Source organism: Sorangium sp. So ce119 (assembly GCF_051524405.1).
In the GTDB taxonomy this organism is placed as follows: Bacteria; Myxococcota_A; Polyangia; order Polyangiales; family Polyangiaceae; genus Sorangium; species Sorangium cellulosum_G.
The window spans coordinates 8,436,582-8,461,410 of record NZ_CP150310.1 but is presented as its reverse complement, the minus strand read 5'-3'; the positions used below and the strand labels follow the sequence as shown (position 1 = coordinate 8,461,410).

Below are 24,829 nucleotides of genomic sequence, written 5' to 3'. Positions count from 1 at the left end.
GGGGCTCACTCGCCTCCCACGGCGGCCGCGGCGGCCTCGCGCGCCGGCGAGCGCCTCGCGGCGAAGGCGCGCCGGCGGAGGTCGCCGTAGAGGTGCAGGTAGCCGCGGACCATCCGCCGCGGCGAGAAGTCGAGGGCGCGGGCGCGGGCGCGGGACGCCATCTCCTGGCGGGCGCCGGGATCGTCGATCAGCGCCTGGAGCGCGCGCTGGAGCGCGTCCGCGTCGCCGGGATCGACGTAGAGGGCCGCGTCCCGCCAGATCTCGCGCAGGCTCGGGATGTCGCCCAGGACGAGCGCGCAGCCGGAGAGCGCCGCCTCGAGGACCGACAGGCCGAACGGCTCGTAGCGGGCCGGGTGCGCGTAGATCGACGCGCGGGCGAGCGCGCCGGCGACGCCGGAGGGGGAGAGCACGCCGAGGTGCTCGAGCGACGGGATCGGCCGCGAGCCCCCGCCGGGGTGGACGTCGCTGCCGGCCACGCGGATCGGCCAGGGCAGGTGAGGGGCCACCTCGCCGAGCGCCGCGACGTTCTTGGCCTGGTCCCAGAGCCGGCCGACCGCGAGGATGGACTCCTCCTTGGCCTGCGGGGCGAACCGATCGGGGTCGGCCGCGTTGGGGATCACCGCCGCGCGCGTGGGGCTGAAACGGCCGGACGAGAGCGCGCCGTGGTGGCGCAGCAGGGCGTCGAGCATCGCCCGGGTCGGCGCCACCACCGCGGACGCGGCGGCGAGCCCCCGGGCCACCTCGCGCCGGTAGCGATCGTACTGCGGCGGCGCCTCCCCGCCGAGGACGGCGGACCACCAGGAGAGGACGCAGGAGTGCGCCACCACGAGCTTCGGCGCGCGGAAGTCGAGCGCGCCGTGCGCGTAGCCGTTCAGGTGGACAACGTCCGGGCGGACGCGCTCCTCGAGATCGAGGAGCCAGTCGCCGGCGCGCGCGACGTCGTCCCAGGGGTCGTCCATCCACTCGAGCCGGTACGAGCTCTCGAAGAGGGCGAGCCCGGGCACGCTGCCCGCGGCCTCGCGCTGGGGCGCCGAGAGCGGCCCGCCCATCGTGGCGAGCGACGTCCGCACCCCGTGCGCCGCGAGCGCGCGCGCGAGCTCGATCGCGTAGGAGAAGACGCCTCCCACCGTGTCGGCGGTCATCAGGACGGAGCCGAGCTCGTGCAAGGCGTCACCCATGGCCCGGCGCGGCGACTTCCAGCTCGGAGAGCGGCAGCGGGCGGCTCTCCTGGATGTCGCTGAAGTGATCGAACTGAACGAGGTAATGCTCGACCGAGCGCTCCCACGCCTGGTCGTCGGGGCGACCCCAGCGCATCGTGTAATCGGGCGAGCCCGGGTACGGGAACATCGGCACCGGCTCGTTCGCCCAGACGCCGTGCTGCCGGAGCCGCTCCCGGAAGGCGGTGACGTCCGCCGGGTCGTCGGTCTGCGACTGGATCAGGTTCGCCTGGACGAAGGGGACGCTCTTCTTCGCGTGGATCAGGAGATCGCTGAGCTGCTCGGTCGAGAGCTTGCAGTGCTTGGCCAGGAGGCTCCTGCCCTCCTTCGTGATGCTCTCCACCCCGGCCTCGATCGAGACGCACCCCGCTTTCCCGAGCAGATCGAGCATCTCGCGGCTCCAGTTGTCGACGCGCATCTGGATGCCGAACGACACCGGGCGATCCACGAGCGCCTCGAGCAGCGGGCGGTCGGGGAGGAAGATCTCGTCGATGAAATAGACGTAGCGGACGCCCTGCGCGATGAGCCCGTCGAGCTCGTCGAGGAGCACCGGGAGCGGGCGCTTGCGGTAGCGGTCGCGGAAGTTGTCCTTCGCGCAGAAGGTGCAGTGGTAGGGGCACCCTCGCGACGCCTCGACCTCGGCGCCCGGGCCGACCGGCGCGCTGTCGAAGCGGTGGTGGTGGTGGGCGTGGCGCGCCACCGTGGCGTCGTCCCAGCGCAGGGCCGGGAGCCGGGCCATGTCGGCGCCGTGCGGGCCGCCCTGCACGCGCGCCTCGTCGCCGTCGCCGTACGCGATCGACGCGATCTCGCCCCAGCGCGAGCGCGGGAGATCGGCGAGCTTCACCAGCACCTCCTCGCACTCGCCCATCACGACCGCGTCGACCCCGAGCTTGCGCAGGGTGGCCCGCGGGGTGGTGGAGGCGTGGGGGCCCACGGCGAACCGGAGGCCCGGCAGGTCGCGCAGGGCGTGGAGCGTCTGCTGGGGGACCCGGAGCTCGGGCGGCGCGCAGCGCCAGAAGAGGTAGCTCGGCGCGGTGGTCACCACGACGGCGTCGGGGCGGAGCGCGGCCACCTCGTCGCGCACGGCCTCCTGGGAGAGGTTCCGGGCCTGGGCGTCGACGACCGTCGCCTCGTGACCCGCGGCCTCGAGCAGCGCCCTGGCGTAGCCGTACTCGAGCGGCAGGTGCGGCTCGCGGCACCCGAAGTAAATGCTCCCCTCGAAGCTCCAGGGCGGGTTGACGAGCGCGAACCTCACCCGACGCCCTCCATGCGCAGCTCCTCGGTCGCCTGGCCGGCGGCGGCCTTGCCGGTGCCGGTCATCTCCTGAAGCCAGCCGTACAGCTTGCGGACGCCCTCGCGGACCCGGACGCGCGGCCACCACCCCGTGGCCGCGGAGAACCGGCGGCAATCGGAGACGTAGTAGCGCTGATCGCCGGGCCGCCACGCCTCGAAGCCGGTCGCGGGGCGCTTGCCGTCGAGTTCCTCGATGAGGTCGAGCAGCTCGAGCAGGCTGATGGTGTTCTCCGGGCCCCCGCCGATGTTGAACGCCGTCGCGGAGATCTGCTGGATGTTCTTGCGGGCGAGGAGGAAGGCGTCGACGAGGTCGTCGATGAACAGCACGTCCCGGACCTGCATCCCGTCGCCGTACAGCGTGATCGCCTCCCGCCGGAGCGCCTGGATGAGGAAGTGGGCCACCCAGCCCTGGTCCTCGGTCCCGAACTGGCGCGGGCCGTAGATGCAGCTCATCCGGAACACCGCCGCCGGCAGCCCGAAGGTGCGGGCGTAATCGATGACGTACTGGTCCGCCGTGCCCTTGGAGCAGCCGTACGGGCTGTGGAAGTCGAGCGGGCGGGCCTCGGAGATGCCGGAGGCGCGGAGCTTCGGATCCTCGGGCTCGTAGTGCCTGTCCCGGCACTGGAGCGGGACGTCGGGGAGGCCGCCGTACACCTTGTTGGTCGAGGTGAAGAGGAGCGGCGGCGGGGAGCTCTGGGCGCGGATCGCCTCGAGGACGTTGAGCGTCCCGCGGGCGTTGATCTCGAAGTCCTCCACCGGCCGGACGAGGCTGGTCGTGACCGCGACCTGGGCGGCGAAATGGAAGACGCTCGAGGCGCGCCGGACCGCATCGGCCACCGCGCCGGCGTCGCGCACGTCGCCGGCGATCAGCGTGACGCGGTCGCCGTGGACCCGCTTCAGCCAGTCCACGTTGCGCGCCACCGACGGCCGCGAGAGGTTGTCGAAGAGGATCACCGACTCGCCCGCCTGGAGCAGGCGGTGGGCCACGTTGGCCCCGATGAAGCCGGCGCCGCCGGTGATCAGCGCCGGGCGCGCCGGCGCGCCGGCCGCGCTTGTCGCATCGAGCTCCGCGGCGCTCATACAGTCAGCCCCCGGGACTCGAGCTCGGCGCGGGCCTGGGCGACAGCGTCCTTCGCCACCTGCCCCTCGAGCCAGCCAGCGAGATCGCGGAGCCCCTCTTCGAGAGAGACCTGGGGCTCATACCCGATCTTGCGCTGCGCCGCGCCGATGTCGGCGAAGCAGTGCCGGATGTCGCCGAGCCGCGATTTCCCGGTGATCTCTGGGTCGATCCGGTCCTTGCCCATCACCTTCCGGACGTGCTCGGCGACCTCGCGCACGGTGTACGACTTTCCGCTGCCGATGTTGAGCACCTGGCCCACGGCCGAGTCGGCCGTCATGACCCGCACGCAGGCGCGGGAGATGTCGGCGACGCTCACGAAGTCGCGCCGCTGCAGCCCGTCCTCGAAGATGACCGGGGGACGGTCGTTGAGGAGCCGCGAGGCGAAGATGGCGAGGACGCCGGTATAGGGGTTCGAGAGGGCCTGGCGGCGGCCATAGACGTTGAAGAAGCGGAGGGCGACGGTCGGGATGTTGTAGGCGCGCCCGATCGTCAGGCAGAGCCGCTCCTGGTCGTACTTGGAGAGCGCATAGACCGACTCGAGCGCCGGCGTCTTCGACTCGGGGGTCGGGATGGGCACGAGCACCTCGCCCGCCTCGCTCCGGACCTCCCAGTCGCCGCGCTTGAGCTGATCGAGCGGGCGGCTCGCCCCGGCGACCACCGTCCCGGAGGCGGTCCGGTAGAGCCCCTCGCCGTACACGCTCATGCTGGAGGCGACGATCAGCCGCGACACCGGCTTCTCGGCGAGCGCCTCGAGCAGCACGGCGGTGCCGAGGTTGTTGACCGAGGTGTACTCCTCGATCTGGTACATGCTCTGTCCGACCCCGACCATGGCCGCGAAGTGGACCACGACGTCCACGCCGCGGAGCGCTGACCTCACCGCCTCCCGGTCGCGGACATCGCCCACGATGAGCTCGACTTCCGGGTCGAGGTACGCCGGGCGCTGGCGCTCGGGGCCGTGCACCTGGGGTAGGAGGCTGTCGAGCGCGCGGACGCGGTGTCCCTGGCGCAGGAGCTCGTCGGCGACGTGCGAGCCGATGAACCCCGCTCCACCGGTGATGAGGACGTGACTGGCCATATTCCTCTGGGTCGATGGTTCAATGCGTGGCACAGCGCCACGCGCCTGAGCGGACCAGGCGAGACCTGGCGGTCGAGGCAGGGCGCCCGTGCTGCCACCCTGCAGTCTGAACGGTCTACTGCGTGGCGTGTCCGGGTCTGTTCGCTACGGACATCGTACGATCGATGCCCCGGACGCCCTCCGAGTAACATGTAATCCACGAGCCCGCAAGACCGCTCTGTGAGAGTTTTGACACGTTCCCGTCCAGTACGAGCTCCTCAGTTCAAACGAGGATTACTCTCATTCCATCAAGCTATCCGTGATTTGACTGACAGGCCCCCGGGCAGGTGTGTACCGCGCGAAATGCAGCGCGGGACGCGAGGTGACGAATCGACAGGGCGGCGCGACATCAGGGAATACCAGTGTTCGTTCTAGGGAACCTCCGTAGTCACTGCTTCACAGCGCTTTGCTCCGCGCTTTCGATCTTCTCCCGACCACCCCGCGGTTGACAGACCTCCCGGATAAAGGAGCCGAACGGCGGGCGTGTCAATCCGATTCAGCCCGATTCGGCGGCGCGGCACCGTTCTCGCCGACCGGGCGTCCTGAGTCGCATTGCGGTGAGCGGCAGGAAATTCTACGAATATTTGTCGCAAGATGAGGGGGAGCGCGCGGTGCTGTCCCCGAAGGGGTGGGAGCGCTGCTAAGCTCGCCGTCGCCCGGCTGCGGGCCTCCGGCACCACGGAGGAGCCAGCAAGGAAGCAAGGAGAGGAGCCATGATCGTCGTCACCAACCGCATTCCTGTCGCCGAGGGCCACGAGGCCGATTTCGAGGACCGCTTCAAGAACCGGGTTCACCTGGTCGACCGCGCGCCCGGCTTCATCCGGAACGAGGTGCACCGGCCGAAGCCGATGAAGCTCGACCACGCGACGGGCGCGTGGAGCCCGGACCCGGACGCCCAGGGGTTCTACGAGGTGAAGACCTGGTGGCGATCGATGGACGACTTCATCGCCTGGACGAGGAGCCCCGCGTTCGCGGAGGCGCACCGGAACCGCGCGCCGAAGGAGATGTTCGCGGGCCCGAGCAAGCTCGATATCCACGAGGTGTTCCTCAGCACCGATCATCAGGAGTAGGGCGGAGCGCGGCCGGTCGAGCGAGCGGCCGGCCGCGCGCCTGCTGGCCAGCCCCCGGGCAGCGCCAGACCGCGGCGCAGGCACGTCGCGGGGAGCGCGGCGCGACCTGGAGCCGGGCGTGGACCCCGTGCGCGGCCTCTGTTATAACGGACGCCCGTTCACGAAGGAGGGCAGCGCATGCGGTTTCGTCCGGATCCCACCTTTTATCCGTCTCCGCGCCTGGCGATGGAGGCGCCTCCCGAGCGGCTGGCCTACGTGACCGCGCTCGACGCGGGCGCCGCGCTGAAGCGCCCGGGCCAGCTTCGCCACGACGCGCTCACGGTGGTCGATCTCGATCCGAGGTCGCCGTCGTATGGCACGCTGGTCTCGGTCAACGAGCTGCCGACCTACGGCGACGAGCTCCACCACTCGGGCTGGAACGCGTGCAGCGCCGCGCTGTGCCCCTACGCGCCGCACCCCCACGTGGAGCGCCGCTTTCTCCTGCTCCCGGCGCTCCGCTCGTCGAACATCTTCGTCTTCGACGTGAAGCCGGACCCGCGCCGCCCCGAGCTCGTCCACACGGTCCGCGCCGAGGAGATCGCGAAGAAGGCCGGCTACTCGCGCCCGCACACGCTGCACTGCGGCCCCGACGGCATCTACGTGAGCGCGCTCGGCAGCCCTGACGGCGACGGGCCCGGGGGCATCTTCGTGCTCGACTGCGAGAGCTTCGATGTCCTCGGCCGCTGGGAGATCGACCGAGGGCCGCAGTTCCTCCACTACGACTTCTGGTGGCACCTCGGCCACGACACCCTCCTCACGAGCGAGTGGGGGACGCCGAGGATGATCGAGGACGGCGTGAATCCGGAGCTCCTCCTCGGCAAGAAGTACGGCCACAGAGTCCATGTCTGGGATCTCCGGAAGCGCAAGCACCTCCAGGCGCTGGATCTCGGCGACGAGCACCAGATGGCGCTGGAGCTCCGCCCTGCGCACGATCCGACGAAGGCCTATGGCTTCGTCGGCGTGGTCGTGAGCGTCAAGGACCTCTCCGCCTCGGTCTGGCTCTGGCATCGCGACGGCGACAGGTGGGCGATCCGCAAGGTGATCGAGGTGCCCGCCGAGCCCGCGGACCCGGGCTCCCTGCCGCCGCTGCTCCAGGGCTTCAAGGCGGTCCCGCCGCTCATCACCGACATCAACCTCTCCCTCGACGACCGGTTTCTCTACGTGTCCTGCTGGGGCACGGGCGAGCTCCGGCAGTACGATGTGTCGGACCCGTTCCACCCGAAGCTGACCGGCTCGGTGCACCTCGGGGGTGTCGTCCGCAGGGCGGCGCATCGCCGCTCCGGGCCGCTGCGGGGCGGGCCGCAGATGGTCGAGGTGAGCCGCGACGGGCGCCGGGTCTATTTCACGAACTCGCTGTATGCCTCCTGGGACGAGCAGTTCTATCCGGAGGGCGTCGGCGGCTGGATGGCGAAGGTCGATGTGGCGCCCGGCGGGGGCATGGCGCTCGACCCCGAGTTCTTCGTGGATTTCGGCCCGCTGAGGCCTCACCAGGTGCGGCTCGAGGGGGGCGACGCGTCGTCCGACTCGTTCTGCTACCCGTAGGCGGCCATGACGCCCTGGCTCACGCTGGCGCTCCTCGGCGCTTACCACGGCATCAACCCGGGCATGGGCTGGCTGTTCGCGGTCGCCCTCGGCTTGCAGGAGAAGAGCGGCCGCGCGGTGGGGCGGGCGCTCGTCCCGATCGCGGTCGGCCACGCGGCGTCGATCGGCCTCACGGTCGCGCTGCTCGGGCTCGGGCTCGCGAGCGTCCCCGCCGCGGCGCTGCGCTGGATCACGGCGGCCGCGCTGGTCGCGTTCGGCGTGCTCAAGCTGGTGAGGCCGCGCCACCCGAGGTGGGTCGGGATGCGCGTGGGGTTCCGCGATCTGACCTGGTGGTCGTTCCTGATGGCCACCGCGCACGGCGCGGGGCTCATGCTGCTCCCGGTCTTCCTGCTCGGCGCCGACAACCCGGCTCCGTGCCACGGCGGCGGGTGTCACAGCGCGGCCGGCCTGTCGCTGACGAGCCCCGCGGGCTACCTCGCCGCCGTCCTCGTGCACACGGCCGCCATGATGGCGGCGGCCGCCGCGGTCGCGCTCGTCGTCTATCACAAGCTCGGCGTCGCGATCCTCCGCACGGCGTGGTTCAACCTGGATCGGGCCTGGGCTGTCGCGCTCATCGGGGCCGGCGTCATCGCGGTGCTGCTCTGAGCGGCTTGAAGGCGGGCGGCCTCGTGTACTAGGAGGCCGGCGAGCGTGCTCGTCGGGCCGCCGGCCCGGCGCCGCGCGGCGGCGATGTCCCGCGGGATCGCCACCATGTCAGAACATCATCCATCAGCGTGGGACGGCGGCGTCGAGGCGTGGCGCCCTGCGAGGTCGGGGCGGGGCCCCGAGGCGCGCCTCGAGGGGCCGCGCGGCGAGGCGGCGGCGCGCGAGCGGCGGGGGCTCGTGTCGAGGAGGATGCTGTATCTGCTTCCCAACCTGATCACGCTGTCGTCTGTCTTCTGCGGCTTCGACGCGGTACGGCGCTCGGCCTCGGCGCGATCGGACGAGGATTTTCGGCGCGCGGCGCTCCTCATCCTGTTCGCGATGCTCTTCGACACGCTCGATGGCCGCGTCGCGCGGATGACGCGTACCCAGAGCGCGTTCGGGCTCCAGCTCGACTCGCTGGCCGATCTCGTCTCGTTCGGCGTGGCCCCGGCCGTGCTCGTGTACCAGGGGTCGCTGCATCGCCTCGGTCCTGTCGGCGTGACGGGCGCGTTCGTGTTCACGGCGTGCGGCGCGATCCGGCTCGCCCGCTTCAACGTGCTCGCGACCCGGGACGCGGGCGGAGCCGCGCCGCCACCGAAGTACATCGTGGGTCTCCCGGTCACGGGCGCGGCCGGGCTCCTTGTCGCGATCGTGATGACGGAGGGCGCCGCGGGCGGACAGCTCGGCGGCGCCGGGGCGGCGCCGGGGGTGTTTGCGGCGACGCTCCTGGTCTCGCTCCTCATGGTGTCGACGATCCGGTTCAGGTCGTTCAAGGATCTTCGCTTCGAACCCCGCACCGCGCTGTTGCTGGCGTTCGCCCTGGGATCGAGCGCGCTCGTCTCGGCCCGATGGGCGCCGGGGTTCGTCGTCGTGGGGCTGATCGGCGCCTATGTCCTGCTCGGCGTGGCCGAGTCGCTCTGGCGCCTCACGGCGAGGCGGCGCGGCGCCTAGGTTTTGCCGAGGCCCATGATGAAGAAGAATTTGAACCACAGAGGCACAGAGGGCACAGAGGAAGAGAAGAAGAATGACAGAATATTGGGTGTGTAAGTTCTCGCGCGCTCTCTCTCTCTCTCCTCTGTGCCCTCTGTGCCTCTGTGGTTCATTCTCTCATGAACCATGGAGAGGAGGGCGTGGCCGTCGAGACGCTGCGCTTCCCTGAACAGGAAGCTCACGTCAAGAGCTTCCGCCCGCGACACATGAGCTGCTGAGCTCTCGCGACGACGGAAGTCCGAGACATGATGTCGAGGAAGGTCGCTATCGGACGCTCGCTAGAACGGCAGCCCGTCCGTGCGCTTGCCGGGCGACGAGCTCCCGCCGAGCGCGTTGTGCAGCACGAACGTCGCTCCCGCCGTAGCATCGGGGCTGCGGTTCATCGACACGCCGTCCTGGCCCGCGAGCGCGGACGAGTACGTCACGCTATCGACGGTCGCCCCGAGCCCGTTCCGCAGCGTGAGGGTGTCTCCGCTGTTGCCGAGGCCCAGCGCTCCCGTGGACGCCCCGGCGGCCCCGCTGCCGATCGGCACGGCGGAGGCGTTGCCGTACACGACGATGGCCGTGGAGGGCGCGAGCGACACGCCGCTCGGGAAGGTGTGGCGCGTCCCCGTGACGTCGGAGAGCGTCCACCCTCCAAGCGAGGCCGTGCCCGTGCCAATATTGACGATCTCGACGAACTCGCCGTCCGGGTTGCTGCCCGGCTCGTTCGCGAGGACCTCATTGATGATCACCGTGGCGGTGCCCGTGCCGCCACCCCCGGCCCCGCCGCCGCCGCCGCTGCCGCCGCTGCCGCTGCCGCCGCCGCCGCCGCTGCCGCCGCTGCTGCTGCTGCTGCTGCTGCTGCTGCTGCTGCTGCCCCCGTCGGGGATCATGAAGTCCCGCACCACGCCCATGTGCTGCATGTTGGACGCGCCGCTGTCCGCCGAGAGCGCAGGGCTGATCTCGGAGAGCGGCGAGTAGACGCGCGTGTCCACCACGAGCCCGCTCGCGAAGCTGCTCCCGCCGATCGTGACGGCGACCTCGTGCGGCTCGAGATCGCTGTCGACGAGCACCCAGTCGTACGGCTTGGTCCTGCCGGCGTTCGTGTTCTTGTTCCCACCCGCGTCCGCGGGGTAGGGCTCCTGCGCGACGACGACATCCCTCAACGTCGAGACGCACGCCTCGGTCCTGGATCCCGTGTTGAAGTCGCCGCCGATGACCAGATAATCGCCGTCAGGGACGGTCGACTCGATGAACGACACGAGGGCGTTCGCCTCCGTGTTGCGCGCGCTCGCGCTCGCCGTGAGAAAATGGACGCTGACCGCCCAGAGGTCGACCGGACCGGGGATGTCGATCCGCGCCCAGGCGAAATCCCGGTTGCTCACCGACGCGTCGTCCCACTCGCCGGACGCGACGATCGGCCACCGGCTCACGATCCCGTTCGGGATCTGCGCCCCTCCCTCGCGGTAATAGCTGAACCCCGCGCCGAACGCGTCATCCACGAAGGCACCAATGGCGGAGGGCGTGTTGCTGCCGTAGTTGAACTCTTGCAGCAGCACGATATCGGGCTTGACCCCCTCCATGATGCGCCTGCCGTGCCCGGGATCGTAGCTCTGGTTCGTGCCGCTCGTGAGGTTCGCGGCCATGAGCCGGACCCGCGTCGAGAGCGCTTCGCTGCCCTCGGCCAGGACGGCCGCCTCCGGGCCTATCTCCTCCCCGTGCAGCGGCTCGGCCGCGCATGCGGCCAGGGCGAGCGCTGACACGAGCAACGGAAGACGAACCCACGCGCACCGCTCCGAAATGGACGACGTCGATCGCATATCGTTGCACCGGACCTTTCTCGGGATCCTCTCATTACATCACGAAACAGAGACACAGCGGGAACATGATCGCCCCTGTTCGATGCAGTGATGATGCGGTTCCGGTGGCGAACGAGCGACAGCCGCCCCGGGCTCGGTCCCCCTGGACGGACCCGGCGTCAGCGTCCTCCCCGACTCGGCCGCTCAGCGGCCACCGAGCGCGAACGCGATCCCGCTCTGCAGGGAGCTCTTCACCGCGAGCCGGCCGATGTCGGCGCCGCTCGCGGCGAGGCGGCCCGCGACCTCGGGGCGGATCCCCGTCAGGACCACCCGCGCGCCGAGCAGGCCCGCGACCCGCACCACCTCGAGCAGGGCGTCCACCGCCCCCGGATCGAGGTCGCCCACGCCGGTCAGGTCGAGGAGGGCGGTCCGCGTGCGGCGTTCCGCGATGCCGCGCGACAGCACCTCGATCACGCGGCGCGCGCGCTGCGCGTCGAGCGGGCCGATGAGCGGCAAGACCACCACGTCGTCGCTGAGAGGGATGAGCGGCATGGAGAGCCTCGCCAGCGCCGCGTCCTGGGCCTGGATCACCTCCTCTCGAAGCCGCGCGCGCTCCTCCTCGGCGCGCCTGCGCTCGGTCATGTCGATGCCGGTCATGATGATGAACCGGGCCCCCTCGTCCTTGCCGCGCAGCACGGCGCCGGACCAGGCCGTCACCCGGCGGTCGCCGTCCCGCGCCGTCCACGGGACCTCCACCTGCTTCTTCGACGCGCCCGCGCCGAGCTCCTCGAAGAGGCCCCTGAGCTGCGCCGACGCCGCCGGATCGGGCGTGAGATCCCAGAGGAACCGCGGCTCCAGCAGCCCGCGCCCGGCGCCCAGCGCCCGCTCGGCGGCGCTGTTCGTCCGCACGATGCGCCCGCGCGCGTCGAGCACCACGATGAGGCCGTCCACGAGGTCCATGACGCCCGCCAGGAAGTCCCGCTCCCGGCTCAGCATCTCCTGCGCGTGCTTGCGCTCGAACAGCCGGCCGAGCTGCCGCGCGATCCGGCCGATCGTCCTCGTGAACGTCCCGTCATCCCCGTGCTCGGCGTCGGAGAAGAACTCCAGCACCGCCACCACGTCGGCGCCCACCATCACCGGGAACGCGAACCCCGCCTTGACCCCCAGGTTCTTCGCGAGCCTGGCGCGCGGGAAATTGGCGTCGTCCGTGACGTTTCGGACCCACGCCGGCTGCTTGCTGGCGAGCACCCGCCCGGGCAGCCCGACCCCGGAGGTGAACTGCGTCGCCTCCGTGACCGCCTTGAAGGTCGCGAACTTCACCTCATCGTGGATGTACCAGAGCGCCGTGGGCAGGAGCAGAGAGGGGTCGTCCGTGGCCGGCACGTACGCGTGCCCAACGGGCCAGCCCAGGTGGCCGCAGATGTGCGCGATGGTGCGATGCAACGCCTCCTCGACGCTGGCCGCCTCGTGCACGTCGACGGTGACGATCCGGAGGAGCTCCACGAGCGACCGGTCATCGGTCAAGACGTTGTCGAGCCTCAATCGAGCTCTCGTCGCTGCTTCCTCGGAGCGTTTGAGGAGACCGGTCATGACGGAGCAAGTACCATGTGCAATGTATCCAATCCGTTTCCGTGAGACGATCTTGGCGGAGGTCCGCTCGCGCCCCGCGCTCCGCGCTCCGCGCTCGCGCCCCGCGCGGCGACGCGGCCGACGCCGCGGGCGCCCGTGGCGCCGCTGGACGGTGGCGCGCGGTTCGCCGTAATGTGTCGACACAGCGTGTCGGCCCGTGTGTCGACCCTCGCCGATGAGAAGGATGATGATGCTCTCGAACTGTCTTCGCCGGTGCGCGCTCGTGGTGACGTTGCTGGCCGCGGCGCCGGCGCTCGCGGCGGAGCCGCCGTCCGCGGGCGCCTCGGCCGACGCGCAGCAGCTCGCCCGGACCAGGGCGCACGAGGGGCTCAAGCTCTACGGCGCGGACCGCTGGCAGGAGGCGTTCGACGCCTTCCAGGAGGCGGACCGGCTCTACCACGCGCCGACGCTCGTGCTCTACATGGCGCGGTGCCAGCGCAAGCTGGGGAACCTGGAGGGCGCGCGCGCCCTGTACGAGCAGGTGCTCGACGAGCGGCTCCCGGAGGACCCGCCGCCGGCGTTCCTCGAGGCGCGGAAGGACGCCGAGACCGAGCTCGCCGGCGTGCGCGAGGCGCTGAAGCCGCCCGCGCCTGCGCCGGCGCCAGCGCCGCCGCGCGCCGAGGGCGGCGGCGGCTCGTTGCTGCCCGCGGGCATCGCGTTCGGGCTCGGGGCGGTGGGGCTCGGCGTCGGCGCCGCGACGGGCATCGTGTCGCTGTCCAAGGTGTCGGACATCAAGGCGCAGTGCGAGGGCCAGCGCTGCCCGGCCGAGCTGAAGGGCGACGCCGACACCGCGACCACGCTGGGCCACGTGTCGACCGTGGGCTTCATCGTGGGCGCCGCCTCGGCCGCGGCGGGCGTCGTGCTGCTCGTGGTGCGCCCGGGCGGCGACGGCGCGCCCGACGCCGCGGGCGCGGCGCCGCAAGCGCGGCGCGGCGCGGTCTGGAGCGCCGGGGTGGGCCTCGGGAGAGTCGAGCTCCGGGGGGAGTTCTGATGCGGGCGCTCGCGGCCCGCTGACGCGGCCGGAGCGGGGCGGAGGAGGGGCGCGGGGCGGAGAGCCGCGGGGCGCGGGGCGGAGAGCCGCGGGGCGGAGGAGACCCGCCCCGCGGCGCCGCTCACCGGGAGGAGGTCAGTCGCACGTCGCGACCTCGCAGGCGTCCATCTCCGCGGCGCACTCCGTGACGATGCAGGTGTTGCACGCCTCGCCGCCCTGGCCGCAGGCCTCGTCGCACGCGCCGTAGGCCCCGTTGATCTGGCAAGTGAGCGCCGCCGAGAGCTGAGGCCCGACGCTCTCGCAGCTGTTCACCACGCAGCCGTAGAACGCGGCATCGTCCCCGGGCGCCGCGCTGTTGATGCACGAGAACGCCTCGGCGCACGTGGACTTGCCGGAGCCGAACCACGTCGGGACGAAGAAGTTCTGCTCGTTCGCGCAGTTCTCGTAGGCCTCGGACCGCGGGAAATACGGCCCGATCAGCATGCACATCTCGTCCCGGGTGGTCAGGCCCTGGGCGATGTCTCGAGCCTCGGTGTTCTTGAAATCACAGCGGTAGTCCAGGGCCTCGCCCGCCTTGAGCTCGAGGACCGGCTTGAACTCCTGCGTCGGGACATCCTCCCACCGGTCGTGGGCGTAGAGCTCCGTCATGTTGCCCTCGGCGTCGACCTTGTGGGCGGCGTAGCCGACCCCGCGGCGGTGCATGTGCGACTGGATCCGCACGATCGAGATGTCGTTGTCGGTGGTGCACCGCATCCGCGCCGACGACTCGCCGTGCGCGGGCACGCTGATGAACGGGTTGTAATGGAACAGCATGCCCGCCTCGATCGTCACCTCCTCATCCGGGATCGTGAAGAGGTTGATCCGGGCGTCGGTCTCGATCGGCTCGGCCGACGAGTTCAGGTAGTGGGTGTTCATCAGGAGCACCGTGCCCGGCTTGACCTTGAGCGCCACCCCGTCCGGCATACCGCCGAGGAACGACTTGCCGTCGGAGGACTGGGCGCCGGCGATCACGCCGGTGACAGCCCAGTCGCCCTGGGGACCGTCGTTGCAGTCGTGGACCTGGCTCGGGTCGAGCTTCTGGCCGCGGATCGTCTCGGTCGGCATCTCGGTGTACGGCGTCGCGTACAGGAGGACGTGGTGGCTCCCGCCCGAGAACCGCACCTCTTCCCGGTTGATGTTGAGCCCCTCCGGCGGCGCCACGAAGAGCTGGCAGCGCTCGATCTCCTGCGCCGGCTCGATCGTCGAGACCATCCGGTACTGGACGCCGGTGCCCTGGGCCGGCGGCTCCAGCAGCGTGTCCCCCGGCTCCTCAGGGCCGTTGCCCGAGGAAGAACAGCCGATGAGCGCGGCGGCGCCGAGGAGGGCGATGAGTGAAGAGGTGGTTGTACGCATGCGTCGATCCCTGCTGTGTGTTGATCTCACATCGTGCGCGCGCGCCGGTGATTCGAGCGCGCGCGCGTGGCTCCCGGGGTATGGCGGCGACGTCGCGCCCGCCCAGGGAAAACGGTGAACGCCGGCTGGCTCGCGCCGACGAGTCCGCGGCCGCCTCATCCGGTGAGGGGGCGCAGGCGGACGGGGGGTGACGTCATCTTCCGGATCGAGGGGTGCGAAGCGAACAACGCAGAACCCACGAGCTCCATGTCGGGAAAGCGGTCGAGGAGCGTTTCGATGGCGATCCGCCCCTCCAGGCGAGCCAGCGCCACCCCGATGCAATAGTGGGCACCGCCCCCGAAGGCAATGCCCGCGTCGGCGCTCGAGATCATCGTGACAGAGCGTCTCCTCGATGACGCCCTTGACGAGCTCGGGCTCGCGCCTGACCTCGGCGATCGCCTCGGGTGACCGGAGCAGGTCGTGCGTCGCAAAGCAGATGAGGTGGACCGTGGTCTCCGTGCCTCCCACAAGCGCCGCGGCGACCAGCGCGGCCAGCTCGTCCTTGCTCAGCCGGTCGCCCTGCTCCTCGGCCTGGACCACCTGGGTGAGTACGTCGCCCTCGAGCGGTTTCTTCCTGCGCTCCTCCTGTCGGGGAAGCGAGAAGGGGCTGTGCGGGCTCAGCCGATCGAGCTTGCTGTTCCAGGGAGAGGAGGGCGTCGTTCCTGGAGGATTCCCACGCTGCCCGATCGGTCGTGAAGCGGCCATCGCGCAGCAAGGAAACGACGTCCTCGCGCCGGAAGACCAGCCACCCGTCCGCTCTCGACAGCACGTCGAACGCCTCGTCGGACAATGCGTACGTCCGTTCGCCGTAAATCGAGCCCGCGCGCTTCTCGGAAGACTCGATCGAACCGGCGTCGCGATGCCGTGTTTCGAGCCGGACTCGAACGACCGATGTGCCGGGTAAAGAACTGCAAAGATGCTTTGTTTATCGTAACGTGGCCTTGCGCGCCCCGAAGAAGGTAGCTCGCGGCGATCGCTTCGAGCTCCCGCCGGCCGCGCGCTCTGGTAGCCTGGGACGGTGCAGCCACGCGCCCACACCCGCCGCCGCTCTTCCGCCCTCGTCGTTGCGACGGCCGCTGTTCTCCTGGCTCCGGCCGCTGCGCAGGCTGCCGATCCGGCGCCCGCCATCGCGGTCGACCTCGGGGGCGCGCAGCTCGAGCTCGTCCTGGTGAAGGCGGGCCGCTTTCGCCAGGGCTCGCCGCCCCAGGAGGCGGGCCGCGGCGAGGACGAGGCGCCCCGCGACGTGACGCTCAGCCGCGGCTTCTACCTGGGGAAGTTTCCGGTCACGGTCGGGCAGTTCTCGCGCTTCGCCCAGGAGACCGGCTACCGCACCGAGGCCGAGGTGGGCGCCTCCGGCGGGTTCGGCTTCGACGGCAAGGGCCTGTCGCAGCGCAAGGAGTTCACCTGGAGGACTCCCGGCTTCCCGCAGACCGACCAGCACCCGGTGACGCTGGTGACCTTCAAGGACGCGGGCGAGTTCGCCCGCTGGCTGACGCGGAGGACCGGCCGCGCCTTCGATCTGCCGACCGAGGCGCAATGGGAGTACGCGGGCCGCGCGGGGACGCAGACGCGGTTCTACGCGGGGGACGACGACAACGCGGCCGCCCTCATCGGGTGGTTCAAGGGCAACGCGGGGAGCGGCACGAGGCCTGTCGGGCAGAGGCGGCCGAACGCCTTCGGCCTGCACGACATGAGCGGCAATGTCCACGAGTGGTGTCGCGACTGGTACGGTCCCTATGCGCCCGGCCCCGCGGTCGACCCCGAGCAGACGGCGGCGCCTGCCGGCGACAAGCCCCGGCGCGTGCTGCGCGGCGGGTCGTGGCTCAAGGACGCGAAGCACCTGCGCGCCGCGGCGCGGTACCGCAACGACCCGGGCAGCCGCAACGCGGACAACGGCTTCCGCGTGGTCGCCGCGCTGGAGGCGAGCGCGCCCGCCGCGGCGGCGCCCGCGCCGGGCGCGCCGGCGCCGCTCCAGGCGGGCGCCACGCGCAAGGCGCCGTCGAGTTTCTGGTCGACCGCGTCGACCGCGTCGACAGGGACCCTCGTGGCGTTCGCGGGCGGGGGCCTCGTCCTGGCGAGCGCCGTGATCGGCCTCATCGGCCTGATCGTGCGCCGCGCGGTCCGCGGAAGACCCGTGGCCGGCGCGCCGCCGGGCGTGACGTTCCGGCCGCAGGGCGACGGCTTCTGGCTGAGCGCCCCGCCGCACCTGCACGGGTCGACGCTGCACTACCGCTGCCTCGTGAAGGGCGCGATGCGGCGCGCGTCGGTGCCGATCGAGCCGAGCCCGCGCGGGCAGTTCGTCTACACGGGCGGCGTCCCCTCGTCCGTCGAGCTGGAGCAGCTCGGCGCGGCCGCGTGGGCCGCCGCGCCCGGCGTGGGGCGCGGGATCGCGGCGCCTGTCGCCGCGCCGCACCGCGCCGGCGGGGGCTATCGCTCGCGGGACCGCATCTCGAGCGCGCCGGACGTGGCCGTCGTCGCGCCGTTCCGCGGCTATCCCTCGGCCTACTGAGCGGCGCCGGTCGGTCCCGCATGCGCCCTCCGATCTGCGCCGTCTTCGCCGAGGCGCCCGCGCACCGCGCCCGCGCCGGCCGCACGCTGCGCGCGCTCCGGCTCGCCGGGCTCGCGCCGGTCGACCTCACGGCGGCGTCGCTCGCGGCCGCGGCGGAGGCGCTCGCGGCGGGGCCTGTGTGGCTCGTGCGCGGGGGCGCGTGGCCGGCCCCGTCCGCGGCGCTCGAGTGGGGCCCGTTCCCGCCGCCGAGCGACACCGGGCTGCCGCTCTGCGCGTTCGGCGCGGTCATGACGCCGCCCGACGTCGGCGCGGTCTCCACGCCCTCCGGCGCGGACGCCGAGGCCGCGGCGTGGGCCGAGCTGCTGCGGGCGACGGGCGGGGAGCTGAGCCGCGCCGCGCGCGCGCGCCGCGCTCCGGGGCTGCCCCGGGCGGCGAGCGTGTACCTCGACGCGCCGCTCGCCGCGGGCGTCGCGGCGCGCCTCCGCGCGGGCGAGGCGCTCGACGCGGCCCTCCAGGGCGAGCTCGCGGGGCGGCGCGCGCGCGTGGTCCGGCACGCGCCGCTCGACGTGTGCGACGACGCGGCGCTGCGGGTCGCGCAGGTCGTGACCAGCCTGCAGCAGGGAGGCGCCGAGCGGATCGCGATCGACCTCGCGACCGGGCTGCCGCGCCGCGGCGTGCGCTCGCGCGTCCTCGCGGTCTACCGGCCGACGCGCCCGACGTTCGCCGCGCCGCCGGGGGCGCTCGACCTGTCGGAGGTGCCGGGCGATCGCGAGCAGCGCTTCGACGCGCTCGCCCGCGCGCTCGCGGCGTGGGGCGCGGATCTCGCGCACGCGCACCTGCTCGACGCCGAGGACCTCGCGCGCCTCTCCGCGCGCGGGTTCCGGCCGCTGGTCACGGTGCACAACGTGGCCGCGGGCTGGCCGGCGGGGCTCTGCCGCCTCGGCGCGGACGACGCGGCGCTGCTCGTGGCGTGCGCGCGCGCGGTCGAGGCGGAGCTCGCGGCGTGCGCGCTGCCCGTTCCGGCGCGCACGGTCTGGAACGGGATCGACCTTGCGGCCGCGGAGGCGGAGGCGCGCGCGGCCGCGCCGGCGGAGGCGGCCGCATGGCGGCGGCGCCTCGAGATCGCGCCGGACGACCTCGTCCTGCTCGCCGTGGCGAACCCGCGGCCGCAGAAGCGGCTGCACCTCTTGCCGGCGATCCTCGCGGCGATGCGGGCGGCGCTCGTGGAGGCCGGCGATCTGCGGGCGGCGCGGCTCGTGATCGCCGGGAGCGCCTCGCCGCGCAGCGAGCAGGCGCTCGCCGCGGAGGCGGAGATCCGGCGCGAGGTCGACCGGCTCGGCCTGCGCGCCGAGGTGCGCTTCGCGGGGGCGGTCGCCGACGTCGCGGGCCTGCTCGCGGCGGCGGACGTGCTCGTGTCGCCGAGCGCCCACGAGGGGCTGAGCCTCGCGCACCTGGAGGCGCTCGCCGCCGGCCTCCCGGTCGTCGCGACCGGCGCCGGCGGCACGGCGGAGATCGCCGCGGAGACCCCGGCGCTGGTCCACCTGCCGCTCGACGCCGCGCCGGAGCGGTTCGCCGAGGCGATCGCGTCGGCGGCGCGCGGTCGCCCGGCGCCTGCGGGCGGTCGGGAGGTGGTGGCGCGGCACTTCAGCGTGGCGCGGATGGTCGAGGGCTATGCGCGGCTCTATCCGCGGGCGATCGCGCGGAACCGCGGTCCGCGCCGGGGGGACGGGCTGCTCCTCGTGACCAACAACTTCTCGACCGGCGGGGCGCAGTCGAGCGCGCGCCGGCTGCTGCTCGGCCTCGGGGCGGCGGGCGTGCGCGGCCGGGCGGCCGTGATCGAGGAGCAGCCGGAGTACCCGACGCCGGGGCGGCGGGCGCTCGTGGCGGCCGGCATCCCGGTGCTGGCGGTGCCGCCGCCGGCCGACATCGAGCCGGCCGAGGCGGTGGAGCGCCTGCTGCGCGCGATCGAGGAGGACCCGCCCGAGGCGGTGCTGATGTGGAACGTCATCGCCGAGCACAAGGTGCTCCTCTCCGACGGGCTGCTCGACGTGCCGCTCTTCGACATCAGCCCGGGCGAGATGTACTTCGCCTCGTTGCGCCGGTATTTCGCGTCGCCGCGCCGCGGGTTGCCGTACCGGACGCCGCGCGACTACGGCGCGCGCCTGGCCGGGGTGATCGTGAAGTACGAGGCCGAGGCGGCGCTCGCCGCCGAGGTGCTCGGGGCGTCGGCGCACGTGGTGCCGAACGGCGTGGCGCTGGGTCCGCGCCCGTCGCGCCCGTCGCGCCCGCCCGCGGCGCCGGGCCCGCGCGCGTCCGGGGGCGAGCGCGCGCGGCTCGTGATCGGGACGGCGGCGCGGATCCACCCGCACAAGAAGCTCGACGAGCTCCTCGCGGCGCTGCGCCTCTCGGCGCCGCGGCTGCCGCCGCACGTGCTGCGCATCGCGGGCGGCGTCGAGCGCGGCGCGGAGGCGCACGCCGAGGCGCTGCGGCGGATGGCGGCGGGGCTCTCGGTCGAGTGGGTCGGCGAGCTCGACGACGCGCGCGGCTTCCTGCGCGAGCTCGACGTGTTCGCGCTGATCGCCGAGCCCGCGGGGTGCCCGAACGCGTCGCTGGAGGCGATGGCCGAGGGGCTGCCGGTGGTGGCCACCGCGGTCGGCGGCATGTCCGAGCAGGTGGACGACGGCGTGACGGGGCGGCTGGTGCCGCCGGGCGACGCCGAGGCGTTCGCGGCGGCGCTGGTGGAGCTGGCGGGAGACCCGGCGCGGCGGGCGCGCATGGGGGCGGCGGGGTGGGAGCGCGCGCGGGAGCGGTTCTCGCTGGAGAGGATGGTCGCCGACTACGCGGGCGTGTGCCTGGGCGGGCGGGAACGGTGGGGGAGGTGAGGGGAAGCGCGTTGGGAAGAGGGGGGTTGCGTGAGAGCTGGCGTAGCCAGACGTCTGGCTGTGCGTGGCCAGACGTCTGGCCGTGGCCCGGATACCCCATCTCAGAGCCGCTGGTGGCCCAGGCCTGACGACACACCAGCCGGCAGGCGCGGCGAAGTCCGCTTCAACAGCGCCGTTCAGCGCGACCGCATCGGCTCATGACTACGGCGTCCTCGCGCACCTGACCCCGACGTGGCTGTAGCGGACCGATGGGGGGTAGGAGTTGCGGTGGGAAGAGCGCAGGAACAACTCTTCCTTCTGAAAGCCCCCGCCCCGGATCACCCGTTGGGATTCCCCTTCCTCCCCGACAGGGGTCTCCTCCATGTTAGCACAATCATCGCATGGTTCGGGGTAGTCCCCACGCCAGTCCAGGACCCACTCCCACAGGCTCCCGGCCAGATCCGCGTGCCCCCACCTCCCGTCTCCCTGTCTGGACCGCGACCCGACTGGCTGGACATCGCTCAACTCGCATCGGCTCTCACCAGCCCTGTCACCTCTGCAGTCAAAGACCGCATGGTCTTCATCGATCTCGGTCGAGTCTGCCGGATCCGACCAGGGAAACGTCCGCTGCTCGTCTCCGCCTGCCGCCGCGAAGTACCACTCCGCCTCCGTCGGCAACCGGCCCCCGTCCCACGCGCAGAACGCGGACGCCAGGTACCAGCTCACGCAGAGCATCGGCAGCTGCTCATGGTCGCCGGGCTCATCCGTCCATAGATCGAAGTCCGCATCGCAATGCAGGTGGCTGCTCAGACGCGTCGCGTCCTCAGGCAGCTCGGCGTCTTCGATGCTCCATGTCTCACCCCACCCGCTCCCAGGGATCCCGGGGTGCGCTCCCGCGCCCACGGCGGGCAGGCTCCCCGGATACGCCTCCACGAACTTGCGGAATCGCCCGAACGTCACCTCGAACCGGTCCAGCAAGAACGCGCTGACCGTCGCCGGATGGTCCGTGCCGTCGTCGGTCTGACGCAGGAAGCTCCCGCCGGGCACCGCCCTGGTCGCGCAGCAGCTCTCCTTGCCGGTCGGGCCGCACGTCGCGGCCAGCCCGACACAGCTCGGAGGCGTGGTGCACTTCCCTCCATCGCACACGGGGGCTGCCGCGGGACACGGCGGCGCGTCCTCCCACCGGCCATCGACGCAGCGTTGCGGCGTGTTGTGCGAGCACGTCGCCTCGTCGGCAGAGCACTCCGTGCCGCCTGCGCCACCGGCTCCCTCGCCGTGCGAATAGCTGGACCAGTCCGCGCCGAGGATCTGCGCGCAGCCTCCGCAGGAAGCCGCAATCGCGGCCCAGAGCCACACCATCGCAGACCGTCCCTTGCCGCCCATGACGCGGAGCATCTTGCGACGCGAACGGCGCGTCAAGGCGCGGCGCGGGCGCGGCGCGGGCGCGGCGTCGGACTCCACGCGAGCCCGCTTTGCCATGACGCGGGACGGACTGTCGGTGCTCCTTGCGCCTCGAAAGAAGCGCATGGCGACGTGCGCTCCGAGCCAGGGGCAGGGGAGCACCGGACACTTCGTCGAGGCCTGCACGCGTGGCTTGCCGCGATGCCGCGGCGGCCACGCATTTACGTGGTCAAGGCCAGCGTCGTTCGCGCTTGAGCTGCTCGCGCAGGGCGGAGAGCTCCGGTCCGGCCATTGCGTCGATGGTCGCCTCGTGCACCGGTGACAGGGTGATGCCGAGCACCTCGCACAGGTCCCTCACCGCGGTTCTCAGTCCCTGGGTGTGCCCCTCGTTCTTGCCCTCTTTTCGGCCTTCTTCCCGGACCGCCTCGATGTCTTCGTATCCCCTGCGCTGGAGCAGGTTGCGCAGGGTGGCCTCGTGGGCGGCCTCTCGGTCGTAGAGGGCCTCGACCGGCACCGGGTTCTTCAGCACCCCCGGCGCGACCAGCGCCTCGCCCGGCAAGGCAAGGCGCGCCGGCTGGCGCCGGGGCTTCGGCGCGCCTGCGCGCGCTCGCGCCCTGCGCTCCGGCGCGTTCTGCGTGACCGCGCTCGAGGCATCATAGACCTCGACGCGCCGCTCGCCCTGAAGGCGGACCACCCAGATCCAGCGCGTGCCGGCCGCCAGCAGCTCGTCGATCTTGCTGTGCAGCTCGGCCTCGTCCTGGCCGGTGTCGGCGTACTCGACGGCGAGCGGCGGCGCCTCGGTGGCCCAGCCGGGCTCGTCCGGGATGGGGCCGACCGCGATGTCGGGCGCGCGCAGCATCTCCGGCCGGGGTGAGACACCGAGATCGACCGCGGCGGCCTCGGCGAGCGGATCGGTGTCGAGCACGCCGAAGCCGGTGCCGTTGCGCGGGCCGCCGCGGCGACCGCTGGGCAGGCATTCGACCAGGCGGCCTTCCGACAGCTCGTAGGGATCTCCCGGGCGAAGCTGGTCGGCGGTCACGGGGTGACGGGGAGGAGCGGTCATCGAGTATCTCATGTGGATCTATTCCGGGCAGGGCACGGCGTCCATCAGGAGACGTGTGAGAGCTGGCGTGGCCAGACGTCTGGCTGTGCGTGGCCGGACGTCTGGCTGTCCGCACCCATGGACGGACATCACACCGCGGACGCGCGCTTACATGGTCAGGGCCAGCGTCGTTGGCGCTTGAGCTGCTCGCGCAGGGAGGAGAGCTCCGGTCCCGTCATGGCCTCGAGGGCCGCCTCGCGCTCCGGTGACAGGGCGATGCCGAGCACCTCGCACAGGTCCCTCACCGCGGTTCGCAGTCCCTGGGTGTGCCCCTCTTCCCGGACCGCCTCGATGTCTTCATAGCCCCTGCGCTGGAGGAGGTTGCGCAGGGTCGCCTCGTGCGCGGCCTCACGGTCATAGAGGGCCTTGACCAGCACCGGGTTCTTCAGCACCTCCGGGGCGACCAGCGCCTCGCCCGGATAGGCCACGCGCGCGGGCAGGCGCCGGGTCTTCTGCGCGCCGCCCGCCTTCTGCCTGGCTGAGCTCGAGGCCTCGTAGACCTCGACGCGCCGTGCGCCCTGAAGGCGCACCACCCAGATCCAGCGCGTGCCGGCCGCCAGCAGCTCGTCGATCTTGCTGTGCAGCTCCGCCTCGTCCTGGCCGGTGTCGGCGTACTCGACCGCGAGCGGCGGCGCCTCGGTGGCCCAGCCGGGCTCGTCCGGGATGGGGCCGACCGCGATGTCGGGCGCGTGCAGCATCTCCGGCCGGGGTGAGACACCGAGATCGACCGCGGCGGCCTCGGCGAGCGGATCGGTGTCGAGCACGCCGAAGCCGGTGCCGTTGCGCGGGCCGCCGCGGCGACCGCTGGGCAGGCACTCGACCAGGCGGCCTTCCGACAGCTCGTAAGGATCTCCCGGGCGAAGCTGGTCGGCGGTCACGGGGTGACGGGGAGGAGCGGTCATCGAGTATCTCATGTGGATCTATTCCGGGCAGGGGCCCGCGTCCATCAGGAGACGTGTGCGCGCTGGCGTGGCCAGACGTCTGGCTGTGCGTGGCCGGACGCCTGGCTGTCCGCTTCCGTGGACGGACGCCGTACAGCAGCGCGCCGTTACATGGTCATGGCCATCGTCGTTGGCGCTTGAGCTGCTCGCGCAGGGCAGAGAGCTCCGGTCCCGTCATGGCGTCGAGGGCCGCCTCGCGCTCGAGCGACAGGGCGATGCCGAGCACCTCGCAGAGATCCCGCACCGCGGTTCGCAAGCCTCGCGTGTGCCCCTCGTTCCTGCCCTCTTCCCGGACCGCCTCGATGTCTTCATAGCCCCTGCGCTGGAGCAGGTTGCGCAGGGTCGCCTCATGCGCGGCCTCGCGGTCATAGAGGGCCTCGACCAGCACCGGGTTCTTCAGCACCCCCGGCGCGATCAGCGCCTCGCCCGGATAGGCCGCGCGCGCCGGAAGGCGCCGGGTCTTCGGCGCGCCAGCGCTCGCCTGTGCCCTGCGAACCGGCGCCTTCTCCATGGCCGAGCTCGAGGCCTCGTAGACCTCGACGCGCCGTGCGCCCTGAAGGCGCACCACCCAGATCCAGCGCGTGCCGGCCGCCAGCAGCTCGTCGATCTTGCTGTGCAGCTCCGCCTCGTCCTGGCCGGTGTCGGCGTACTCGACGGCGAGCGGCGGCGCCTCGGTGGCCCAGCCGGGCTCGTCCGGGATGGGGCCGACCGCGATGTCGGGCGCGTGCAGCATCTCCGGCCGGGGTGAGACACCGAGATCGACCGCGGCGGCCTCGGCGAGCGGATCGGTGTCGAGCACGCCGAAGCCGGTGCCGTTGCGCGGGCCGCCGCGGCGACCGCTGGGCAGGCACTCGACCAGGCGGCCTTCCGACAGCTCGTAAGGATCTCCCGGGCGAAGCTGGTCGGCGGTCACGGGGTGACGGGGAGGAGCGGTCATCGAGTATCTCATGTGGATCTATTCCGGGCAGGGCCCGGCGTCCGTCTGGGGTTGTTCCTCGCGGTCGCGCTACATGCACAGCAGGGTGCTGAAGCGCCACCGCGAGCCTGATCCATGGCCGCAGACCGCGCGTGGCGACCGATCACAGGAGCGCCTGGGGAGACGGCGCGAAGAGCT

20 protein-coding genes and 1 pseudogene are annotated in these 24,829 nt (G+C 72.2%); 7 read left to right on the top strand and 14 right to left on the bottom strand.

The window, feature by feature from the left end; genetic code table 11:
• Positions 1-5 precede the first annotated feature (5 nt).
• From WME76_RS31960 to WME76_RS31945, 4 genes are read right to left on the bottom strand one after another with little or no spacing between them, the layout of a single operon-like run.
• Positions 6-1,178 (bottom strand): glycosyltransferase family 4 protein, encoded by a 1,173-nt coding sequence (locus WME76_RS31960; protein WP_437956023.1) that lies wholly within the window; start codon positions 1,176-1,178, stop codon positions 6-8.
• Positions 1,171-2,472, bottom strand: a complete 1,302-nt coding sequence (locus tag WME76_RS31955; RefSeq protein WP_437956022.1) for a TIGR04295 family B12-binding domain-containing radical SAM protein — start codon at positions 2,470-2,472, stop codon at positions 1,171-1,173. The genes WME76_RS31960 and WME76_RS31955 overlap by 8 nt, the downstream gene beginning before the upstream one ends.
• Entirely contained in the window at positions 2,469-3,590 is a 1,122-nt protein-coding gene (locus tag WME76_RS31950) for an SDR family NAD(P)-dependent oxidoreductase (RefSeq protein WP_437956021.1), read from the bottom strand. Before WME76_RS31950 ends, WME76_RS31955 begins: the two co-directional genes overlap by 4 nt.
• Positions 3,587-4,705: an SDR family NAD(P)-dependent oxidoreductase gene (locus tag WME76_RS31945; RefSeq protein ID WP_437956020.1), complete on the bottom strand. Its 1,119-nt coding sequence runs from the start codon at positions 4,703-4,705 to the stop codon at positions 3,587-3,589. The genes WME76_RS31950 and WME76_RS31945 overlap by 4 nt, the downstream gene beginning before the upstream one ends.
• Before the next feature lie 752 nt (positions 4,706-5,457).
• Between WME76_RS31945 and WME76_RS31940 the strand changes: the two genes are divergently transcribed.
• The 4 genes from WME76_RS31940 (at position 5,458) to pssA (ending at position 9,030) form a co-directional block, all read left to right on the top strand.
• Positions 5,458-5,814, top strand: a complete 357-nt coding sequence (locus WME76_RS31940; protein ID WP_437956019.1) for an antibiotic biosynthesis monooxygenase family protein — start codon at positions 5,458-5,460, stop codon at positions 5,812-5,814.
• A gap of 177 nt (positions 5,815-5,991) precedes the next feature.
• Complete coding sequence (locus tag WME76_RS31935) at positions 5,992-7,395, top strand: selenium-binding protein SBP56-related protein (RefSeq protein ID WP_437956018.1); 1,404 nt, start codon at positions 5,992-5,994, stop codon at positions 7,393-7,395.
• Between the two features lie 6 nt (positions 7,396-7,401).
• On the top strand, positions 7,402-8,040 hold the full coding sequence (locus WME76_RS31930) for a hypothetical protein (protein ID WP_061616008.1): 639 nt from the start codon (positions 7,402-7,404) through the stop codon (positions 8,038-8,040).
• 105 nt (positions 8,041-8,145) lie between these two features.
• Positions 8,146-9,030, top strand: coding sequence for a CDP-diacylglycerol--serine O-phosphatidyltransferase (gene pssA / locus WME76_RS31925; RefSeq protein ID WP_437956017.1), 885 nt, complete (start codon positions 8,146-8,148; stop codon positions 9,028-9,030).
• On the opposite strand, the gene WME76_RS31920 is transcribed toward pssA, so the two are convergent.
• The 3 genes from WME76_RS31920 to WME76_RS31910 form a co-directional block, all read right to left on the bottom strand.
• The gene (locus WME76_RS31920) at positions 9,027-9,251 is read right to left on the bottom strand and encodes a hypothetical protein (RefSeq protein ID WP_437956016.1); all 225 of its coding nucleotides are present in this window, start codon (positions 9,249-9,251) and stop codon (positions 9,027-9,029) included. The genes pssA and WME76_RS31920 overlap by 4 nt on opposite strands.
• Before the next feature lie 96 nt (positions 9,252-9,347).
• Positions 9,348-10,871, bottom strand: a complete 1,524-nt coding sequence (locus WME76_RS31915) for a lamin tail domain-containing protein (RefSeq protein ID WP_437956015.1) — start codon at positions 10,869-10,871, stop codon at positions 9,348-9,350.
• A 183-nt stretch (positions 10,872-11,054) separates the two neighbouring features.
• Entirely contained in the window at positions 11,055-12,392 is a 1,338-nt protein-coding gene (locus WME76_RS31910; protein WP_437956014.1) for an STAS domain-containing protein, read from the bottom strand.
• A 271-nt stretch (positions 12,393-12,663) separates the two neighbouring features.
• Here WME76_RS31910 and WME76_RS31905 point away from each other — a divergent pair, with 271 nt between their 5' ends.
• Positions 12,664-13,470: a tetratricopeptide repeat protein gene (locus WME76_RS31905; protein ID WP_437956013.1), complete on the top strand. Its 807-nt coding sequence runs from the start codon at positions 12,664-12,666 to the stop codon at positions 13,468-13,470.
• A 135-nt stretch (positions 13,471-13,605) separates the two neighbouring features.
• Here the strand turns inward: WME76_RS31905 and WME76_RS31900 are convergent, their stop codons facing one another.
• From WME76_RS31900 to WME76_RS31890, 3 genes and pseudogenes are all read right to left on the bottom strand, one after another.
• Entirely contained in the window at positions 13,606-14,862 is a 1,257-nt protein-coding gene (locus tag WME76_RS31900) for a hypothetical protein (protein ID WP_437962177.1), read from the bottom strand.
• Positions 14,863-15,017: 155 nt separating this feature from the next.
• Positions 15,018-15,233, bottom strand: a complete 216-nt coding sequence (locus WME76_RS31895; protein WP_437962242.1) for a cytochrome P450 — start codon at positions 15,231-15,233, stop codon at positions 15,018-15,020.
• Between the two features lie 49 nt (positions 15,234-15,282).
• Positions 15,283-15,606 (bottom strand): annotated as a pseudogene (locus tag WME76_RS31890) (cytochrome P450); the annotation flags it as partial.
• A 313-nt stretch (positions 15,607-15,919) separates the two neighbouring features.
• On the opposite strand from WME76_RS31890, the gene WME76_RS31885 reads away from it, so the two are divergent.
• A complete protein-coding gene (locus WME76_RS31885) occupies positions 15,920-17,410 on the top strand; it encodes a formylglycine-generating enzyme family protein (protein ID WP_437956012.1) in 1,491 nt (496 codons plus the stop codon).
• A gap of 20 nt (positions 17,411-17,430) precedes the next feature.
• Positions 17,431-20,292, top strand: coding sequence for a glycosyltransferase (locus WME76_RS31880; protein WP_437956011.1), 2,862 nt, complete (start codon positions 17,431-17,433; stop codon positions 20,290-20,292).
• 201 nt (positions 20,293-20,493) lie between these two features.
• On the opposite strand, the gene WME76_RS31875 is transcribed toward WME76_RS31880, so the two are convergent.
• The 4 genes from WME76_RS31875 to WME76_RS31860 all read right to left on the bottom strand — a co-directional run bounded on the left by WME76_RS31875 (position 20,494) and on the right by WME76_RS31860 (position 24,652).
• Entirely contained in the window at positions 20,494-21,630 is a 1,137-nt protein-coding gene (locus WME76_RS31875) for a formylglycine-generating enzyme family protein (RefSeq protein WP_437962176.1), read from the bottom strand.
• A gap of 271 nt (positions 21,631-21,901) precedes the next feature.
• A complete protein-coding gene (locus tag WME76_RS31870; RefSeq protein ID WP_437956010.1) occupies positions 21,902-22,735 on the bottom strand; it encodes a Uma2 family endonuclease in 834 nt (277 codons plus the stop codon).
• 155 nt (positions 22,736-22,890) lie between these two features.
• A complete protein-coding gene (locus tag WME76_RS31865) occupies positions 22,891-23,676 on the bottom strand; it encodes a Uma2 family endonuclease (protein WP_437956009.1) in 786 nt (261 codons plus the stop codon).
• Between the two features lie 154 nt (positions 23,677-23,830).
• Complete coding sequence (locus tag WME76_RS31860; protein WP_437956008.1) at positions 23,831-24,652, bottom strand: Uma2 family endonuclease; 822 nt, start codon at positions 24,650-24,652, stop codon at positions 23,831-23,833.
• Between the last annotated feature and the right edge of the window lie 177 nt (positions 24,653-24,829).